The organism is Paenibacillus sp. GCM10027629, assembly GCF_042676425.1.
Classification (GTDB): Bacteria; Bacillota; Bacilli; order Paenibacillales; family Paenibacillaceae; genus Paenibacillus_K; species Paenibacillus_K terrigena.
This window is the reverse complement of record NZ_JBHTGZ010000014.1, coordinates 1-17417: the sequence shown is the minus strand read 5'-3', so window position 1 is coordinate 17417 and position 17417 is coordinate 1. Positions and strand designations below refer to the sequence as shown.

The following is a 17417-nucleotide window of genomic DNA, read 5'->3' as shown; positions in this document are numbered from 1 at the left end:
GTTGTGATGTGATGGCGACCATCAAAGAAATTGCACGAATTGCAGAAGTGTCCAGTTCGACGGTGTCCAGGGTACTTCGGCAGGATATGTCCTTCAGCATCCCGCACGAGACCCGGCGTAAGGTTATCGATGTGGCCAGAACGTTGAACTATCGTACTAAGAAGAATCGCAAGAGTATGGGGACCGAGCGCGATAACGACTGGCGTATCGGACTTGTCATCTGGTGCTCTGAGCAGTTCGAGTTCTCCGATCCGTTCTATATGACCATACGGCAAGGGATTGAGAAAGAATGTGAGAAGCACGGAGTATCGATCCGTCGGATTTTCCGTTGGATTGAAGATGTGAGCCCGGCACTGGATTTTTCAGGACTGAACGGCGTTATTGTCGTTGGAAAAGTAGAAGCGGATATTTTGCTGCAATCATCGCATTCGGAAGTTCCGATCGTATATATTGATCATCATGGCTCCAACCAGTACGATTCCGTCCAGTTCGATCTCGCTGGTGCCGCGAGGTGCGCCATGGAGCGCTTGTTGGAGCTAGGACATCAGCGCATTGGCTATATGGGAGGAACGAGCTATATTCGGCAGCATGATAGCATTCAGTATATTGAAGACGAGCGGCAGACTGTCTATATGTCGATGATGAGAGAGCGAGAATTGTTCCGTGATAACAGCATGTTCATCGGCAGCTGGGGGGCTGATGAAGGCTATCGATTGATGAGGCAGGCCATTCAGCAAGGGGATGTACCCGAAGCGTTCTTCGTTGCTAGCGACCCGATGGCCATTGGTGCATTGCGGGCGCTCGATGAATCGGGGATCAAAGTGCCGGATCAAGTCGCCATCGTAAGTATCGATGATATTGATCTGTCGCAATATGTCACCCCGCCGCTAACGACCGTCAAAGTCTACACCGAAGAAATGGGTGTGACGGCCGTCAAACTGCTGGTTGACCGGTTTCTTGGCAGGGAACTGCCGCTTAAGGTTACGGTGCCAACGGAGCTAATCATCCGCAATAGCTGCGGGTCAACCTGAGGGCGACGCGTTCTTTCGCGGAATTTGGTGCAAAGCAAGACATCTCAATAGTTCGTAAGCTGACACTGGCCACACAATGGTCAGTGTTTTTTTCGTTTATGAGCAGCATATAGATCTTAAGTATTATTTGTATTATAATAAGTAATACTTAATGATCGATGAGAGGTGAACCCTATGGTGATTTCATTGGAGTTAGACAGCGCAACCCCGCTCTACGAGCAGCTGCGCAATCAGATCGTTATCGGCATTGCGACAGGACAACTCGAGACGGATGAGAAGCTGCCGACCGTTCGCCAGCTAGCCGAAGATCTCGGGATTAATACAATGACAGTGAATAAAGCATACACACTGCTGAAGCAAGAAGGCTATATTGTGATTGATCGCAGACATGGTGCGAAGGTGGGCACTCGTACGGCGGAAGATCCTAAGCACGCAGCCCATTTGGAGGAGCAGCTTCAATTAATGATTGCGGAGGCGACGATCAAAGGTGTCGATCAACCGCGTTTTCAGGCGCTTTGTTCGCAGATTTTCGCCCGAATGACCTATCAGCACTAGAAGAGCTAGAATTCATTGTGAAGAGAGTTGATTACAATGTTGTTGGTGATTTATCTCGTTACCATTCTGATTTGTTACATAGCTATGTTAACGACCTATATGCCGCAAGCGAAATATCACAACGGGATGCTGTTCGCGGTGATGCTGCCTTCGCAGGCGATGGACCATCCAGCGATCCGTGAGGTTCAGGCACAATTCAAGAAGCAATTTAGACAAGTGATGATAGGTTCCCTTGTTGCGCTTATCCCCCTTGTACTGTTGTACGCGCAGCTTGCTTATCAGACGATTTATTTTCTCGTATGGCTGACGGTCTTTGCTGTCGTGATCGTGATTCCATTTCGTCGAGCCTTTCGAGCGACGCTTGCGTTAAAACGTGAGCACGACTGGTTCGTAGGGATGAAGCGGGTCATCCACAGCGATCTGCGGGTTGCTCAGCTGAAGAATAAGCGCTCGGCGCCATTGTGGCTGTTCATCATTCCCTTTGCGATGTCGTTTAGTTTTATTGGATGGGCTGCGAGTGACACGACGCGGGATTTAGGGCTTCCGATCGCCAGTCTTATCATGTCCATGCTCTTCTTCTTGATCTCGTTCAGTATGCGCAAGGTTAAGGGGAAAGTGTACAGTGCGAACAGTGAAGTGAATCTCAGCTTGAATCAAACCAAACGACGTTTGTGGTCTTACTGCTGGCTATTCATGGCGATCCTGGAGAATGTCCACTTCCTCCTGATCGATCAGCTTATGATGAATGAGAACCTAGAATGGCAGGGCGTATGGCTCGTTGTTGCGCTGTTGTTCACAGCTATTCCGCTGGGCATTATTTTAACGGTGAATCATCGTGTGAAAATGTCGGAGCAAGACATATTAGCGAATGATGGGAAGATCATCTACTCCGACGATGATGAATACTGGGGAAATGGTTTCACATACCATAATCCGAACGACAGCAGTGTGTTTGTTACCAAAAGGGTAGGAATTGGATTTACGATCAATTCAGCGACGCTGGTAGGAAAGGTGTTCGTCTGGGGTTCTGCGATCGTGTTCGCTGCTATTATTGTAGGCGTATCGTTCCTATTGATCCGTTCGGAACTGACGTCGCCGGTATTAACGATCACGGCTGAGCATAACGTACATATTGATTACCCGATGTACTCGTATGATTTTAAGATGGATGATATTGAACAATTGTCCCTTGTTGACAGCATTCCGAAGGGGACGAAGACGAATGGGGAAGCGACAGATCAATATGCACGAGGGAACTTCCGATTGAAGGAGTTAGGCAGGTCCAAACTATATATCGTTAAAAATAACCCGCCGTACATTCAGATCAAGCTCAAGGATCTTTATGTGTTCTATAATGAGAAGGACCCAACGCAGACGAAGAAATTGTATGAGCAGCTTCAAATACAGGTACAGAAGTAGTCCGGATGAGCATGACATAGCTCTGATCTTCTCCTCCTAGTTGGGGGCTGGGTCGTAGCAGCTGTGTTCATCATTCGTGGCATCGGAGATTTCAAATGGGTGGGGCTGTTCGAGCGCAAGAAGGGTACGGTATTCGCTAAATGGGACAGTAGGCTTTATTCCCCGCTTTGCCTCTTACTCGGCATCTCTTATATTCTGATAGGCACAATGAGATAGAATTCGTAAATGATAAAACTCGGCCGCTGGGGTCGAGTTTTATTTGTGCCTCACACCAAGTCTTCCATCGCGATGGAGTATAACGCATGGAGCTTCGTCCAGACGGGTCAACTGCTGCGATATATGCGAATGCTTCAACTGGATCGGCCCGATATTTGGGACTAACCATTTAGGATACATATAGAACTCGGCCGTATGCGGTCGGGTTTTTATTTTGCCTGAATCAGATTCCAAGGGTTGACAAAAAGGGGTGATTCGAACATAATAATATATGAATATATGCTCATATATACACTAAATAAAAACATTAAACAGAGGATTCATATTCTGATTCGATGAAGGGGGATAATAACTTATGCATAGCCATTCACATTCACATGGACACAGTCACAGTCATCATCATCACAGCCACGGGCATAGCCACGATCACGGTAGAGAAGGCAATAAGAAAGGTTTAATCATTGCGCTCTCGATTACAGCGGGAATTATGCTGCTAGAGTTCTTCGGCGGATTAATCACGAATAGCTTGGCGCTTTTGTCCGATTCCGGGCATATGCTGAGCGATACGAGCTCACTGATCTTAAGCTTGGTCGCGATCTGGTTCGCGACACGGCCAGCTTCGCCGAACAAGACGTATGGCTATTACCGTTTCGAGATTCTGGCTGCATTATTCAACGGGGTCACGTTATTTGCGATCGCAGGCTTTATTACATGGGAAGCGATCCAGCGGTTCAACAACCCACCTGAGGTAGCTAGCGGCTCGATGATGCTCATTGCTTCGGTCGGTCTTCTTGCCAATCTTATCAGCGCATGGGCGTTAATGCGGAAAGGCGACGTGAAGAATAACATCAATCTTCGCAGTGCCTATCTCCACATCATTGGTGATGCGCTCGGTTCTGTCGGTGCGATTCTCGCTGGGATCGTGATGTGGATGTTCGGTTGGTACATTGCCGATCCGATTATTTCCGTCGTCGTCGCCCTCTTAATCTTGCGCAGCGCGTGGGGCGTCATTAAGCATACGGTGCATATCCTGATGGAAGGCACCCCAATTACCGTGAATCAATATGAAGTAAAGGAAGCGTTGGAACGGATTGATGGGGTCATTGATGTTCATGACCTTCATATTTGGACGATTACATCGAATTTGGATTCCTTGACCTGCCATATGCTTATCGAGGACGATCAGGATGGTCAGCGCATTCTGCAAGATGCGATCCATCTGATTGAAGAGAAGTTCAAAATCCAACATACAACGATCCAAATCGAGACCTCGAAGGTCCATCATGGAGAGATGCAAGTATAATCGTTCATTTAAGTCACATCGGATATCCATCTGATGTGGCTTTTTTGCATGAAAATCTATCGTGATCTGGCTGCGGCATCTGCGTTATACTTGAGCTATATTGCTAGAATATGAGGTAAGAGGAGTTGAGGAAAGATGAACAAACAATCAGCTCTAGCTGAAGCATTTCGTCAGTCGGTATACAAGGTTCCAGGTCATGGGGACCTGATCGTGCAGAATTTACGCACCGTGCTGGATCAGATCGATGGAGATCTTGAGAGTGATCGATACGGAACGGGCAAGATCATTGAAGATTTTCAAGATAAAATGGCTGATCTCTTAGGAAAAGAGAAGGCCGTATTCTTCCCGAGCGGTACGATGGCGCAGCAGATTGCCTTGCGGATATGGTGCGATCAGCGTGGCGTTGCCAAGGTTGCCTATCATCCGTTAGCTCATCTGGAGATCCATGAGAATGACGCGCTCCGGGAACTACACCGGATCGAGCCGATCCTTCTCGCGGACAAAGACCGGTTGATCCGTCTGGAAGATGTCATGAACATGCCGGAAGAGATCTCCTGCCTGCTGCTCGAACTTCCACAGCGCGAGATTGGCGGTCAATTACCGGCCTACGAAGAGCTTGAAGCGATTTCGAAGTATTGTCGGGAGCGGGGCATTAAGCTGCATATGGATGGCGCGCGGCTGTTCGAGATTACGCCGTATTATGGCCGTTCGGCAGCAGAGATAAGTTCACTTTTCGATAGCGTCTATATTTCTTTTTACAAAGGGATTGGCGGTATTGCAGGTGCGATCCTTGCGGGGGATTCCGACTTTATCGACACCTCGAAAGTGTGGAAGCGAAGACATGGCGGCGACCTGATCAGTCTATACCCGTACATCCTCAGTGCCGATTATTATTTCCAGCAGCGTGTCGGTAAGATGCAGCAGTATCATGAAGATGCCAAGGCACTGGCTGGGCTCTATAATGCTTGCCATGGTATTGCCACAAGGCCAGTGGAACCGGTGTCGAACATGTTTCATGTGCACATCGATATGCCCAAGCATCAGCTTGAACCGTCATTAATTCAGTGTTACGAAGAGACGGGTGTCGGACTTACGAGTTATCTCGTGGAGGTAGGGGATACGTCTTGCGCTTACGAGGTGAGTGTTGGAGATCGATACGCGACTTTGCCGAGGGAACGGCTGGTAGAAGCCTTGCAGTGGCTGGATAAGAAGATGATGGAATTTTAAGTCATATCGTTAAGGAGAAGGACACCGAGCAGGTGTCTTTTTTCTCATCCCCAAAAAATACATTATTCGACAATTTTATCTTCTCACCGTAGGTCATTCATGATATTCTTCTACTAATACCATACTAAATATGTGTTGGAGGCGTTCTATGCTTGATTACTTCAAGGACTTTATCCTGAACATCTTCATCATATTTACTCCACTTGTCATGTACCCCTATATTTATAAAATAAAAGAACGGAACCTGCTCTATAGCTTCCTGATCTATATACTCTTTGCTATCGCCATTGTCTTGACGATGTCTTTTCCAGTAACGCTAAATGGCATTACATATGATTTTCGATCGATTCCGCTAGCCGTAGGCTCGTTGTATGGCGGATTGTCTGTTTCGGGCTTATTATATCTAACGATCGTGGTTTATCGGTTCTTGAACGAAAGTCCGCATGATTGGGTGTATATCTTTTCGCTGATACTTAGTTTCGTGTTGGTTATGCTGTCGCTTCGTATCTTTGACGGTATGAAAACGATTTGCAAAATCGGGGTCGCTGTCTGCTTAAGTCTCTTGATTAAATTTCTCACGTTAACCGTATACTTCACATGGATTGGGCAGTTCGGGATTCTGTTCATCAAGCCTTGGACGATTCTGCAGACCTACATCTTACAAGCTGTCATCGTCGCCTTCTACGTGTATCTGATTGAGTCCCTGAACAAGTATTTCTACATGCAGGAAGAGGTCATTAAGAGCGAGAAGATGAAGATCATCAGTGATATGGCGGCGTCTGTCGCGCATGAGATCAGGAATCCGCTGACTGCAGTGAGGGGCTTCATTCATTTATTCGGCTCCGATCACCTGGACCACGAGAAGAAGACGATGTATCAGCAGATTTGTTTTGAGGAGCTTGATCGTACGGAGCATATTATTACGGATTACCTCGCCTTGGCGCAGCCTGACCCCGGGATTACGGAAGAATTGCATATTCAAGATGAGCTCTTGTATCTATCGAATGTGCTGACGACGTACGGGAATTACAATCAGATCAAGATTCATGTCATACCTGCCCAGGAGAGACCTTTTTATATTACAGGGGATCGTTATAAATTCCGGCAGGCCCTGCTTAACATTGGCAAGCATGCGATTGAGGCGATGCAAGAAGGCGGCATGCTGACGCTGCAAGTGTGTCCGTGGAATGATTACGTGAAGATTAGTATGCGCGATACAGGGGGCGGGATGACCGCAGAGCAGATTCGAAGACTCGGCACCCCGTATTATTGTACGAAGGAGAAAGGAACGGGTCTGGAGATGACCGTTGCCTTTAATATGATTAAGAAGATGAACGGCAAGATCGATATTCGCAGTAAAATGGGCAAAGGGACAGAATTCGTCCTGCTGTTCCCCATCACTTGAGATTCGTTCGTCACATGCATGAGGTGACTTTTGTAACCTCGATCAAATTACATATTTCACTGGTTGCGATGCCTCAAATTCGAGATACTAAGACTATCAAATCGAATCCTTGAGGGAGTGGTTTTCAAATGAGTCCAATCAATTCTATGTTTATTTCAATGATCATATTTTTCTTTATTTTCCGCGGTCTGCAGCGTGGGATGAAATCGCCAATAGCCAAGTCAGGGCTTCCGTTAGTCCTGCCGATTCTCTATATTAGTACATCGATGCTTCAACTGCTCGATCCGAGTCTTCATATTCAGAGCGAACAGCTGCTTATTGCAGCCCTTGCAGGGATGGTCTTATCCATACCGCTCATTCTAACGACGAACTTCGAAGTGCGTGAAGCGGGTAACACCTTTATCAAATGTAATAAGATCATGTTCCTGCTCCTCATTACGATATTCGCGCTGCGTTTCATTGCGATTGCAACCGTGAAGGGCATGGATCCAGGCACGCTAAGCTTCCTGCTCAACTTTATGACATTCAGTTACATTGTCTGCTGGAGAGTGGCATGTTTCGTTAAATTCCATAACGTGAGATCGAAATCAATGGCTGCATAATTCCAAGAAGGGTGCCCAAGGGCACTCTTTTTCTACGTCTGAAGACAGTAATAAGATCCATCTCCGGTCGGGGGTGAATTCTAGACCGTAGGATATTTTTGGAAAAACATTCATGCGATACACTAATCCCATCAAGAAAAACGGTGCGAGGAGTGTAGCGTGGAATGCAAAAAGTGAAATTTTTTGAAGGTGAGAAATGGTTGGTATTCGTAGGTTTACTTGGGTTTTTACTTGCGGGAATATGCGGGGGATGGACCTTACTATTCGGAGGTGAGGTGGCACCACACGGGGATGTATCGAAAGCCTTCTCCTTTAATGCAGCGATAGGCATATTCTTAATCTCCACAGCAGCGTTGATTCCATTCTCCGGGATGTCTAAGGGAGGAAGGTTAATCTTCCGATGGTCTTATATTCTGCTGGCGCTCTACTCTTATGGTGCAGAGACGATTCAGAACTTCCGCGGCGTAAATCCAAGATTCGTGTTAGACGGTTCAGCCTTTGATCGGATGGTTGGCAATGGGTTCGCTATTGTTGCGCTGCTGCTCGTGTTGTTCTATCTGTTCTTAGCAGCGTTCTACTTCCGGTCCAAAATCTACAAGCAGCGCCCCGAGCTTGTGCTCAGCATTCGATATGCGATGATCTCGGTCCTCATTTCATTCGCTGCGGGTATTTGGATTTCCGTGAATAACGGTCGATTTATCGGCGCTAGCGGGAATATTATCTGGCTTCATGGGTTAGGGTTCCATGCACTTCAAGCGTTACCTTTTGTTGCGTGGCTCTCAGAACAGACGCGGTGGAAATCTTCGGCGCGCAGCGGTTTGATCCATATCACGGGAATCGCCTATATGCTCGGACTGGTTGCGATGGGCTGGCAGACCTTCCAGGGGCAGCCTATTCTAGAATGGTCGCTGTATCCGTTGCTCGCTGGTTCATGTTTCCTCGTCTCGTTAGCAGCTGGCGTTCTTGTGTTTTGTGAAGCGGTTAAGGGGACTAGTGTGAATAAGAAGAGAGCTGTACATTCATTGAAATAAGAAATAGATTGAAATTTCTCCCTTTGTCCCTCACACTGCATAGTAGATGGATGATATTAGTCGATGAACGGCGATGGGGGAGAGCTATTTTATATGGATAGGAAATGGGTGCATTACGTTGGATTGGTGCTGGTTGCGGCCATTTGGGGAGCGAATTTTGGGGTATCGAGGCAGGCGATGGAGACGTTCGATCCGATTCTTTTCACGTTTCTTCGATTCGGGCTTGCCGTACCGTTCTTCTTCTTGCTATTGAAGGTGACGGAGGGAAGTATCGGTATCCCGGTGAAAGTGGCACTACAGCTCGCTGTCATTGGACTTCTTGGGGTGACGGGGCTCGAGATCGCCGTTATGTACTCGATCAAATATACGACGCTGGCGAACGCATCGCTATTGAACGTAGCACCTTGGCCGATCTGTGCAGCGTTGTTCGGGCCTTTGTTCATGAAAGAACGGATTTCCTCTCGTCTCGTGACAGGCGGCGTTGCAGCGATCATCGGCGTATGCTTCATTATTCTTGGAGGAAGCGAAGGACTCGATTTGTCCTCCAACCATATGATTGGGAATGGTCTAGCGCTGGGTGTGAGTATATTCGGGGCACTCTATAACCTGGCTTGCATGCCAATTATGAAACGGTATTCTGCTCTGCGGGTGAGTACATGGATGATCCTGTTCGGAGCAATCGGCATGCTTCCGTTCACGTTTGGTTCTTGGGGCAAAGTGGACTGGAGCGCATTGACAGCGACGCATTATACCGCGATTGGTTATAACGTGCTGATCTGCACGGTCATTTCCTTCGTTGTATGGAATGCGAGCATGTTCAAGGTCGGCGCGGCACGCGCGAATTTCTTCCGCTATGTGGTACCGGCTTCTGCCGTCACGGCGGGCTATCTCTTCTTCGGCGAATCATTCTCAGGCTGGCAGCTAGCCGGTGCCGTATGTATGGCCGCGGGATTGGTCTGGATTAGTCTGGAGCGCAAAGATACCGCGGCATCACCCAACCTTACTTCTTGAAGTAAGGTTTTTTCCTATGAATACGTGGAAAAAAATGCTATATATAGAGTTATTACATAATATGGGTGGGAACAGAAAAATGAAAAAACAATTATTCACAGTTTGTGTATCGATGTGTTTATTACTATTGGGCAGTGCTGTGAGTTTTGCAGCAAACGCTAAGGGAACTGAAATTATTGTTAATGGTGTGAAGCTAAATGCACGAGCTACTGTAATCGAGGGGACGACATTTATTCCTTATCGATCTTTGTTTGAAGCAATGGGTGCCAAGATAGGTTTTGATAAGGACGCACAGGAAATCTCTGCAGAGATTGATGGTGGGACGATGTACTTATGGATGGGTGAAGATATAGTAGAGTATAAAAATAAAAGATATTTTCTTCCGGAACCTATCCGTACTATAGAAGGAAGTATATACGTTCCTTTACGTTTTATCGGAGAAGCTCTCGGATATCAGATAGTATATAATCAAGATTATAATAGAATTACCTTTACGAAGTTTGGATACGGTGCGGATGATTCTATTCGAAAAACTCTAACAGGATATCTACAAGAGGATAAGCACAAACCATTGTCAGATTTGTTTTCTCAAGACTATCCATATCCTGATATATTGTATGTGAATGAAGCGAGTGAATCGTTTCCTCGGGTGTTTCCTATTAAAAACTATGAGACATGGGTTAATAAGATTGAGTACCTAGACAATAATACAGCAGTTGTACATGCGGGTTATTCTTATGAAACTCAAGTATTGAATGAGTCGTCAGAGACTAGGTTTGTTTTGAATAAAGAGAAATCAGGTTGGAAGATCTCAAAGATGGATCCTATACATTTGAAGATTGATGTCCCCAAAAATATTGATGTTACAGCGGATGGATTACTAGTAAACAAATCAGACCAAATCGGTAAGGTACTACAAGATTTAAACACATATTACACAGCAATGAATGAGAAGAATTATGAGACTGCTATTAAATCTATTTCTCCAACGGTAATTAAGAAATGGAATGAAAAAGTAACTTACGGTAAGTATGAAGATATTATTAAAGAAGAGTTCAATAAAACAATTACCACTCATAAATTGATGAATGCACGTGTGTTATATGTTGATCAATCACATGCAGTGGTAAATGCCAAAGTTGAATTCACACAACGATATAATGGGGATAGTAAGGTAATTGGACCTCATGTATATGATTTATTAATCAGTATGGATTGGGTAGACAATGATCGGTGGACTTATTATTCAGAATATGATTTAGATGCTAATTACTAGGACACCCGAGAGGTGTCCTTCACTTTAACTGCTCCCTTACGTACTCGTCCGGCGTCTTGCCGATAATGGTGCGAAAATCCTTGATGAAATGCGACTGATCATAATAACCTAGCTCCGTGGAGAGCTCGGACCAATCGATGCGCGGCTGATGCTCGATCGTCTCAGCGGCATTTTGCAATCGGTAGAGCTGGATCACCCATTTCGGACTGACACCGACATATTGGTCGAAGAGACGCTGCAGCGTTCTTTTATTCAGGTGAAAAAGATCGCAAATCTCGTCCACCTTCGTTATCTCACGGTCCACCTTTACGCGGTCGATGATCTGATTGATGAACTCGACCTGGTCGTCCCATGGCGGGAGCTTTGGGCGAATGAATTGTTCGGCTAGACGGACCATGTCGGACTCACTCTCTTGCGTGAGCAGCTCCTGCTCTAACGTTCCGATCTCCACGTCGAATACATCTTGAATGCGCATCGGTTGATTCGCGAGCTCGGAGATCGGTTGCTTAATGAACGGATAGAACCCGCCAGGCTTGAATTTGACACCGAATACGACCCCTTTACCTTCTAAGTGGTGCGTATATTTCTGCTTCGCAGCACCGAAAATGGCGCTTCGATTCGATTCAATGACGAGATTCACACAAGGGTTCGGTACAACCTCCTGCAAGTAGGGGGCTTGTTCAGTTAAATCCCAGCTGACGATCCAGAAATGCTTCACGAACTGATCGATATCTTCGGATGGCTCATGCCTTGTCAGTTGAAATTTATGTGTCCCACGGGATAAATTCAATACGCCCATACTGGGTTTTACAATTTCGGGTTTCATGAATAGCCGCTCCTTTTCCTGCGTGCATTTTGTCGCGTTTTTACAATACTTGGGCATAATTACGTTTTATAATCATATTAGCATAGTTATGCGCTTGATATGTATTGCATAAATCGAAGGAGGAACGAAGGAATGCGTGAAGTTCCATTGAAGTATGAATTGTATATTAAAGCAACCCCAGAGCAAGTGTGGGATGCCATGTTCGTCCCAGAGAATACGCGCAAGCTCTTCTTCGGATGCGTATTAGAGTCTACCTTTGAAATCGGTAGCCGTTATGCTTATATCGGACCGGGTGCGGATGGGGATGAGACCGTTCATGTGTACGGTGAAGTCCTCGCCTACGAGCCTTATAAGACGTATAGCGGTACGGAGCACGCAGGTCCGTCTTATCGTGAGAACCATGCAGAGTTCCAGTCCAGAATGACGTTCAATCTTGAGACCGTGGGCAACTGTACGAAGTTCACGTTGATCAATGATGAGTGGACGGAGGGCCACCCATCCTACGATAACACGCAGAGCTCGTGGTGGATGATTTTGAGTAACTTGAAGACGTATTGCGAGACGGGAGATACGATCGATTTCGGTTGGTAAAAGGACGTCGTAGCGGCCTACATAAAAAAGAACCTGTGCCGATTCCTTCTTATACGAAGGATTCGCACAGGTTCTTCTTGTTTTCGTCCTCTATCATTAATTACGTTTTTATTGCACCACGGCACCAATCTTCCACACGCCATACTTGCGTAACCCAGTCTCGATAGAATTCCGATTCATGGGATACGAGCAGGATCGTGCCCGGATAGGCTTTAAGCGCCTCGCGAAAGGCATCCTTCGTTCGCACATCCAGATGGTTTGTCGGTTCGTCGAGTACCAATACGTTGCTGTCCGTGAGCATTAATTCGCAGAGCCTCACCTTGGCTTGTTCTCCACCGCTCAAGTGGCGCAGGGGCTGCCGGATATGCTTCTCGGTCAAGCCGGGCATTGCAAGCATCTTACGAATTTGCTGCTGCGTTAGATCGGTCCGGAAGGCTAAGAGCCTCTCCAGGGGTGTCTGGTCAGAAGCGATGTTTTCCTGGGCAAAATAGGCTGCCTTCACGTTATCCCCTACCTGAAGAGTACCGTTAAGCAGAGGCATGAGGCCTAGCAGGGTACGCAGCATGGTCGATTTACCAATCCCGTTATGGCCAATGATCGCAATTTTCTCCCCGCGTTTCACATCCAAATTGACAGGGGCAATCAACGGCGTCGAATAGCCAATTTGAATGCCTTTTGCTGTGATGACATGGCTTACGGGATTCTGACGCACCTCGAAGCTGAAGCGCGGCTGTGGTCCGGTTGTAGGTTTATCGATGAGCTCGATCCGACCGAGCATTTTCTCCCGGCTCTTCGCTTGCTTTGCCTTACGAATACGGTTCTTATCGATGAATTTCTCAAGTCGTGTTATTTCCTGCTGCTGCTTCTCATAAGCTTGCTGCAATTGCAGACGGCTTAATTCATGACTCTTCAGAAAATTGTTGTAATTCCCCGGGTATCGCCTCAAGGTCTGATGCTCCAGATGGTAGATGACCGTCGTGATCTCGTTGAGGAAATGCTCATCATGGGATACGACGATGAATGCATGCTCATAGCTTTTTAAATACCCCGTCAGCCAAGCAATATGCACATCATCGAGATAGTTGGTCGGCTCATCCAACAGCAATACGTGAGGTTCTTCAAGAAGCAGCTTACCTAACAACAGCTTCGTTCGTTGGCCGCCGCTCAGCTTGCTGACATCACGCTCCATGCCGAGATCCAGAATGCCAAGACCCGCAGCGACCTCTTCAATCCGAGCGTGGATTTGATAAAAATCCGAGTCTTCGAGTTGACTTTGCAGCTCGCCGTACTGCCGTAATAGCGTGTCTAGATCGTTGTCTGCCTCGGCCATGTTCTCGGCCATGCCCAGCATGCGCCGTTCAATATCATATAAATGTGCAAATGCGCTCTGCAGATAGGCTGCAATCGTCGTCCCGGGCTGTAAATGGATATGCTGCTGCAGATAGCCTACATTGATCTGCGGCATCCAATCGATGCGCCCGGAATCTGGCAAAATCTCGCCTGCGAGCAGGCGGAGCAGAGTCGATTTTCCCGCGCCATTGCCGCCGACCAGGCCGACATGCTCTCCGCGCAGTAGGCGGAAGCTGATCTCGCGAAAATTCAATTTATCTCCGTACATATGGGTAACGTCTTCAATGCTTAATAAACTCATTCTTGTTCTCTCCCTTTCAATTTAGCTTGTGCTACGGCTGAATCGAGAGAACAGCAGAATTCGCAATCTTCTGTTTCGTAAGAAACAATTCATGGTTGTATGAACGACGAAATCGTTATTTTTCTATGGTGGAATATACAAAAAAGACGAGGTGAATACACCTCGCCCACGATCATATAGGTTTCGTAAGAAAGGGATTGGCTTTTATCTACTGTTCTCGGATTCACTTAACGTTAAAATGGGCAGACTTCTCCCGTGTTAAGGTAATTCTCTTCTAAGAACAGTCGACAAAATTTCCATATCCTTTCCACCTCATGTGATTGATTTTGTTGGTTACTTCTATAGTATATGCAACTTCATTGTAACGAGTCAACCCAGCCCTATAGCCCGTAGTTTAAAATAACTTTAGGTTCAAGAATCCCGAAATCAATTGACTTTGCGCCTATTCGTGGCATATATTAGTCAATGTAAATAGTTCCTTTATCCTACTTTAGACCTACATAATGTCCATCTGCAACGACTAGAATTATATATTTCGGCACACTAACCGAAAGGTTAGGTCGCAAAGCCTCGGAGTCTAATGGTCTTTGACCTATGATAGTCCGGCTGCAGCTAACAGTTGTTATTGCAGTCGGACTTTTTTGCGTTTCCAAGGAGCTGAAATAATATATTAATAGGAGGTAGACATGAGACGAGGTTTTAGACTTGTAGTGACATGGATGTTCATCTTGTCCGTCTTTACAGGATTCATTCCTGGCACGTTGCCAGTGAGTTCTGCGGCGGCTTCGAACGATCTGGTCTGGCCGAATCCAGGCGCGGTCAATCTGACGAAGAAGGCCGAACCGACAGGCACGCCAGGGGAATGGAAAGTAACCCTAACGGTTGAAGGAAAGAACATTAAGAGTAGTTCGGACGTAGTTTTGGTGATTGATCGGTCCGGTAGTATGAAAGGGACTCGGATGTCCAAAGCGATTGAATCTGCCCAGAAGTTCGTGGACAGACTGCTTTATAAAGATTCGACCACAAGAATTGCCGCTGTATCCTTTGCTGGTGATGTGACGGATGTTTCGGATTTCAAGAATGCCGGACAGATCGATGCGCTGAAAAAGGCGATTGGCAATATTTCTCCGAGTGGAGGTACGAATATCCAAGGAGGAATTCACCGCGCTGATGAGTTATTAAAGTCAAGTAAGGCGGATAACAAGGTCATCGTTCTCTTAAGTGATGGGGAACCGACATATAGCTACAAGGCTTCTAACGCTTTGGATTATACTTGGCCAGGAGACAAAACGAAAAGCTTTGCGCTTTCGAATTTCGATTACACGTATACAATCGGATCAGGCGGAAGTTATGATTTGGACTCCGGATGGACCGATTACAGCTATAAAATAGGTAAGTATAAGGTAACTGACAATGGAAAAGGGACGATATCTGAAGCGAAGCTTGCGATGGATAAAGGGATCCAAATGTATTCCATTGGACTTGAAGTCGGGGATAACACCAACGCTACAAACGTACTGAAGTACAGCCAGAATCGTGGCTATTACGCTTCAAATAGTTCTGAGTTAGAAAAAGTCTTCGCGGAACTATCCAGTAAGATTTCTTACGCAGCACAAAACGCAAAAGTCATTGATCCAATGGGCGGTATGTTCGACAAAACCAAGGGACCTGAAGTTTCGCAAGGTACGATTAAATGGAACGACACAACAGAAACGATTACGTGGGAAATCGGAAACATCGTTGAAGGATCTCCAGCAACGATGACTTACATCGTGAAGCTGGATTCAACAAAGAACCCAGATCCAAATACATTGTATCCGACCAATGGTAAGACATATATGGAATATACGGATGTGAATAATAAACCTGCATCCAAAGATTTTGAAGTTCCCAAAGTAAGCTTTGGTAAAGGTTCTATTATGGTCAAAGGGTACAGGGTCAATGCTGAGGGTACGCCGGTTAATGAAGAAAATAAGCCGGTTGATCGACCAGATCTTGCTGCACCATTATATAGCGAGTCCTTCAAACAAAATGGCAATGAAGCGCTTGATATTAACAAGAAGTATACGGTAACGGCAAAAATTGTGGAAGGTTATCTTCTTAAGAAGGGTGCTAGTCCTCAAGATGTAACATTAACATATGGTGAGCCTAACCCAACAATTTGGTTCGGTTATGCGAAAGCTCCTTACAATATCAAAATCGAGTATAAAGTAGGGAACATCGAGCTTGAGAAGGCAGAAGATGTTAAGAAACTTCAAGGCGAGTCAATAGACATCCAGAGCAAGTCATTTGAAGGTTATACGTTGAAGGATGTAAGTGTCAGTGCAGGAAGTGGCTTGGAGGTTAAGGGTGGCCAAGTCACAGGTACGATGCCGAATAAAGACGTTACAGTTACGTTTAACTACGAGGCAATCGCACAGTCAGTGAAAGTAAAATATTTATTAGAAGGAACTGATAAGGAAGTAGCACCATCGATTACAGTACCTGGAACAACAAATGCAACAACAACATTGAAAGCAGCGAATGTTGCAGGGTACACAGTAGTAGGGGAAAGCACAAAGGAATACAAATTCACGGCTGAGAAAAACCAAGAGGTTGTATTCTACTTCAAAGCAGCAGCGCAAAAAGTAACTGTGAAGTACCTTGAAAAAGGAACGAACAAAGAACTTGCGAAGCCTGAAGTTGAAGAAGGCGTAACAGGCAAAACAATCAAGCTAGATGCGAAAGAAGTTGCAGGCTACAAAGCAGAACAAGCAACAATCGATTACACGTTCACAAATGGAACGCAAGAAGCGATCTTCTACTACACAGCATCGGCGCAAAAAGTAACTGTGAAGTACCTTGAAAAAGGTACGAACAAAGAACTTGCGAAGCCTGAAGTTGAAGAAGGTGTAACAGGCAAAACAATCAAGCTAGATGCGAAAGAAGTTGCAGGCTACAAAGCAGAACAAGCAACAATCGATTACACGTTCATCAATGGAACGCAAGAAGCAATCTTCTACTACACAGCAGCTGAACAAAAAGTGACAGTGAAGTACCTTGAAAAAGGAACGAACAAAGAACTTGCGAAGCCTGAAGTTGAAGAAGGCGTAACAGGCAAGACCGTTAAGCTAGAAGCAAAAGAAGTTGCAGGCTACACGCCTGAACAAGCAACAATCGATTACACGTTCACAAATGGAACGCAAGAAGCGATCTTCTACTACACAGCATCGGCGCAAAAAGTGACAGTGAAGTACCTTGAAAAAGGTACGAACAAAGAACTTGCGAAGCCTG

The 17417-nt window shown here is 46.1% G+C and carries 15 protein-coding genes, 1 pseudogene and 1 riboswitch; of the genes and pseudogenes, 14 read left to right on the top strand and 2 right to left on the bottom strand.

Annotated elements, in window-relative coordinates; genetic code table 11:
- The first annotated feature begins 11 nt into the window (after positions 1-11).
- The 12 genes and pseudogenes from ACFQZR_RS24985 to ACFQZR_RS24930 all read left to right on the top strand — a co-directional run bounded on the left by ACFQZR_RS24985 (position 12) and on the right by ACFQZR_RS24930 (position 11076).
- A complete protein-coding gene (locus ACFQZR_RS24985; protein WP_379351044.1) occupies positions 12-1031 on the top strand; it encodes a LacI family DNA-binding transcriptional regulator in 1020 nt (339 codons plus the stop codon).
- Between the two features lie 174 nt (positions 1032-1205).
- On the top strand, positions 1206-1586 hold the full coding sequence (locus tag ACFQZR_RS24980) for a GntR family transcriptional regulator (protein ID WP_379351042.1): 381 nt from the start codon (positions 1206-1208) through the stop codon (positions 1584-1586).
- 36 nt (positions 1587-1622) lie between these two features.
- Positions 1623-3005, top strand: coding sequence for a DUF5808 domain-containing protein (locus ACFQZR_RS24975; RefSeq protein ID WP_379351040.1), 1383 nt, complete (start codon positions 1623-1625; stop codon positions 3003-3005).
- Positions 3006-3041: 36 nt separating this feature from the next.
- Positions 3042-3221, top strand: a pseudogene (locus tag ACFQZR_RS24970) (DUF3995 domain-containing protein); the annotation flags it as partial.
- 9 nt (positions 3222-3230) lie between these two features.
- On the top strand, positions 3231-3386 hold the full coding sequence (locus ACFQZR_RS24965; RefSeq protein ID WP_379351038.1) for a hypothetical protein: 156 nt from the start codon (positions 3231-3233) through the stop codon (positions 3384-3386).
- Between the two features lie 190 nt (positions 3387-3576).
- Positions 3577-4524 (top strand): cation diffusion facilitator family transporter, encoded by a 948-nt coding sequence (locus ACFQZR_RS24960; RefSeq protein WP_379351036.1) that lies wholly within the window; start codon positions 3577-3579, stop codon positions 4522-4524.
- A gap of 135 nt (positions 4525-4659) precedes the next feature.
- Positions 4660-5751, top strand: coding sequence for a threonine aldolase family protein (locus ACFQZR_RS24955; protein WP_379351034.1), 1092 nt, complete (start codon positions 4660-4662; stop codon positions 5749-5751).
- A gap of 148 nt (positions 5752-5899) precedes the next feature.
- Positions 5900-7156 (top strand): ATP-binding protein, encoded by a 1257-nt coding sequence (locus ACFQZR_RS24950; RefSeq protein WP_379351032.1) that lies wholly within the window; start codon positions 5900-5902, stop codon positions 7154-7156.
- Between the two features lie 128 nt (positions 7157-7284).
- Entirely contained in the window at positions 7285-7758 is a 474-nt protein-coding gene (locus ACFQZR_RS24945; RefSeq protein ID WP_379351030.1) for a CcdC protein domain-containing protein, read from the top strand.
- A 164-nt stretch (positions 7759-7922) separates the two neighbouring features.
- Positions 7923-8789 carry a hypothetical protein gene (locus ACFQZR_RS24940; protein WP_379351028.1) on the top strand — a complete coding sequence of 289 codons (867 nt, stop codon included), beginning with the start codon at positions 7923-7925 and terminating at the stop codon, positions 8787-8789.
- 93 nt (positions 8790-8882) lie between these two features.
- Positions 8883-9800, top strand: a complete 918-nt coding sequence (locus ACFQZR_RS24935; protein WP_379351026.1) for a DMT family transporter — start codon at positions 8883-8885, stop codon at positions 9798-9800.
- A gap of 79 nt (positions 9801-9879) precedes the next feature.
- Positions 9880-11076, top strand: a complete 1197-nt coding sequence (locus ACFQZR_RS24930) for a copper amine oxidase N-terminal domain-containing protein (protein ID WP_379351024.1) — start codon at positions 9880-9882, stop codon at positions 11074-11076.
- Positions 11077-11095: 19 nt separating this feature from the next.
- On the opposite strand, the gene ACFQZR_RS24925 is transcribed toward ACFQZR_RS24930, so the two are convergent.
- The gene (locus ACFQZR_RS24925) at positions 11096-11902 is read right to left on the bottom strand and encodes a DUF6597 domain-containing transcriptional factor (protein WP_379351022.1); all 807 of its coding nucleotides are present in this window, start codon (positions 11900-11902) and stop codon (positions 11096-11098) included.
- A 132-nt stretch (positions 11903-12034) separates the two neighbouring features.
- Here ACFQZR_RS24925 and ACFQZR_RS24920 point away from each other — a divergent pair, with 132 nt between their 5' ends.
- Complete coding sequence (locus ACFQZR_RS24920; RefSeq protein ID WP_379351020.1) at positions 12035-12493, top strand: SRPBCC domain-containing protein; 459 nt, start codon at positions 12035-12037, stop codon at positions 12491-12493.
- A gap of 100 nt (positions 12494-12593) precedes the next feature.
- Here the strand turns inward: ACFQZR_RS24920 and ACFQZR_RS24915 are convergent, their stop codons facing one another.
- Entirely contained in the window at positions 12594-14144 is a 1551-nt protein-coding gene (locus tag ACFQZR_RS24915) for an ABC-F family ATP-binding cassette domain-containing protein (protein WP_379351018.1), read from the bottom strand.
- A 527-nt stretch (positions 14145-14671) separates the two neighbouring features.
- A riboswitch (cyclic di-GMP riboswitch) is annotated at positions 14672-14758 on the top strand.
- A 72-nt stretch (positions 14759-14830) separates the two neighbouring features.
- On the opposite strand from ACFQZR_RS24915, the gene ACFQZR_RS24910 reads away from it, so the two are divergent.
- The coding region (locus ACFQZR_RS24910) for a MucBP domain-containing protein (protein WP_379351016.1) at positions 14831-17417 on the top strand (2587 nt) is incomplete at its 3' end.

Bases quoted from the DNA above. Each gene is read 5' to 3' on its own strand.
- ACFQZR_RS24975 (WP_379351040.1), top strand. From the start codon at position 1,623: ATGTTGTTGGTGATTTATCTCGTTACCATTCTGATTTGTTACATAGCT.
- ACFQZR_RS24945 (WP_379351030.1), top strand. From the start codon at position 7,285: ATGAGTCCAATCAATTCTATGTTTATTTCAATGATCATATTTTTCTTT.
- ACFQZR_RS24950 (WP_379351032.1), top strand. From the start codon at position 5,900: ATGCTTGATTACTTCAAGGACTTTATCCTGAACATCTTCATCATATTT.
- ACFQZR_RS24960 (WP_379351036.1), top strand. From the start codon at position 3,577: ATGCATAGCCATTCACATTCACATGGACACAGTCACAGTCATCATCAT.
- ACFQZR_RS24955 (WP_379351034.1), top strand. From the start codon at position 4,660: ATGAACAAACAATCAGCTCTAGCTGAAGCATTTCGTCAGTCGGTATAC.
- ACFQZR_RS24980 (WP_379351042.1), top strand. From the start codon at position 1,206: ATGGTGATTTCATTGGAGTTAGACAGCGCAACCCCGCTCTACGAGCAG.
- ACFQZR_RS24915 (WP_379351018.1), bottom strand. From the start codon at position 14,144: ATGAGTTTATTAAGCATTGAAGACGTTACCCATATGTACGGAGATAAA.
- ACFQZR_RS24940 (WP_379351028.1), top strand. From the start codon at position 7,923: ATGCAAAAAGTGAAATTTTTTGAAGGTGAGAAATGGTTGGTATTCGTA.
- ACFQZR_RS24920 (WP_379351020.1), top strand. From the start codon at position 12,035: ATGCGTGAAGTTCCATTGAAGTATGAATTGTATATTAAAGCAACCCCA.
- ACFQZR_RS24930 (WP_379351024.1), top strand. From the start codon at position 9,880: ATGAAAAAACAATTATTCACAGTTTGTGTATCGATGTGTTTATTACTA.
- ACFQZR_RS24965 (WP_379351038.1), top strand. From the start codon at position 3,231: ATGATAAAACTCGGCCGCTGGGGTCGAGTTTTATTTGTGCCTCACACC.
- ACFQZR_RS24985 (WP_379351044.1), top strand. From the start codon at position 12: ATGGCGACCATCAAAGAAATTGCACGAATTGCAGAAGTGTCCAGTTCG.
- ACFQZR_RS24925 (WP_379351022.1), bottom strand. From the start codon at position 11,902: ATGAAACCCGAAATTGTAAAACCCAGTATGGGCGTATTGAATTTATCC.
- ACFQZR_RS24935 (WP_379351026.1), top strand. From the start codon at position 8,883: ATGGATAGGAAATGGGTGCATTACGTTGGATTGGTGCTGGTTGCGGCC.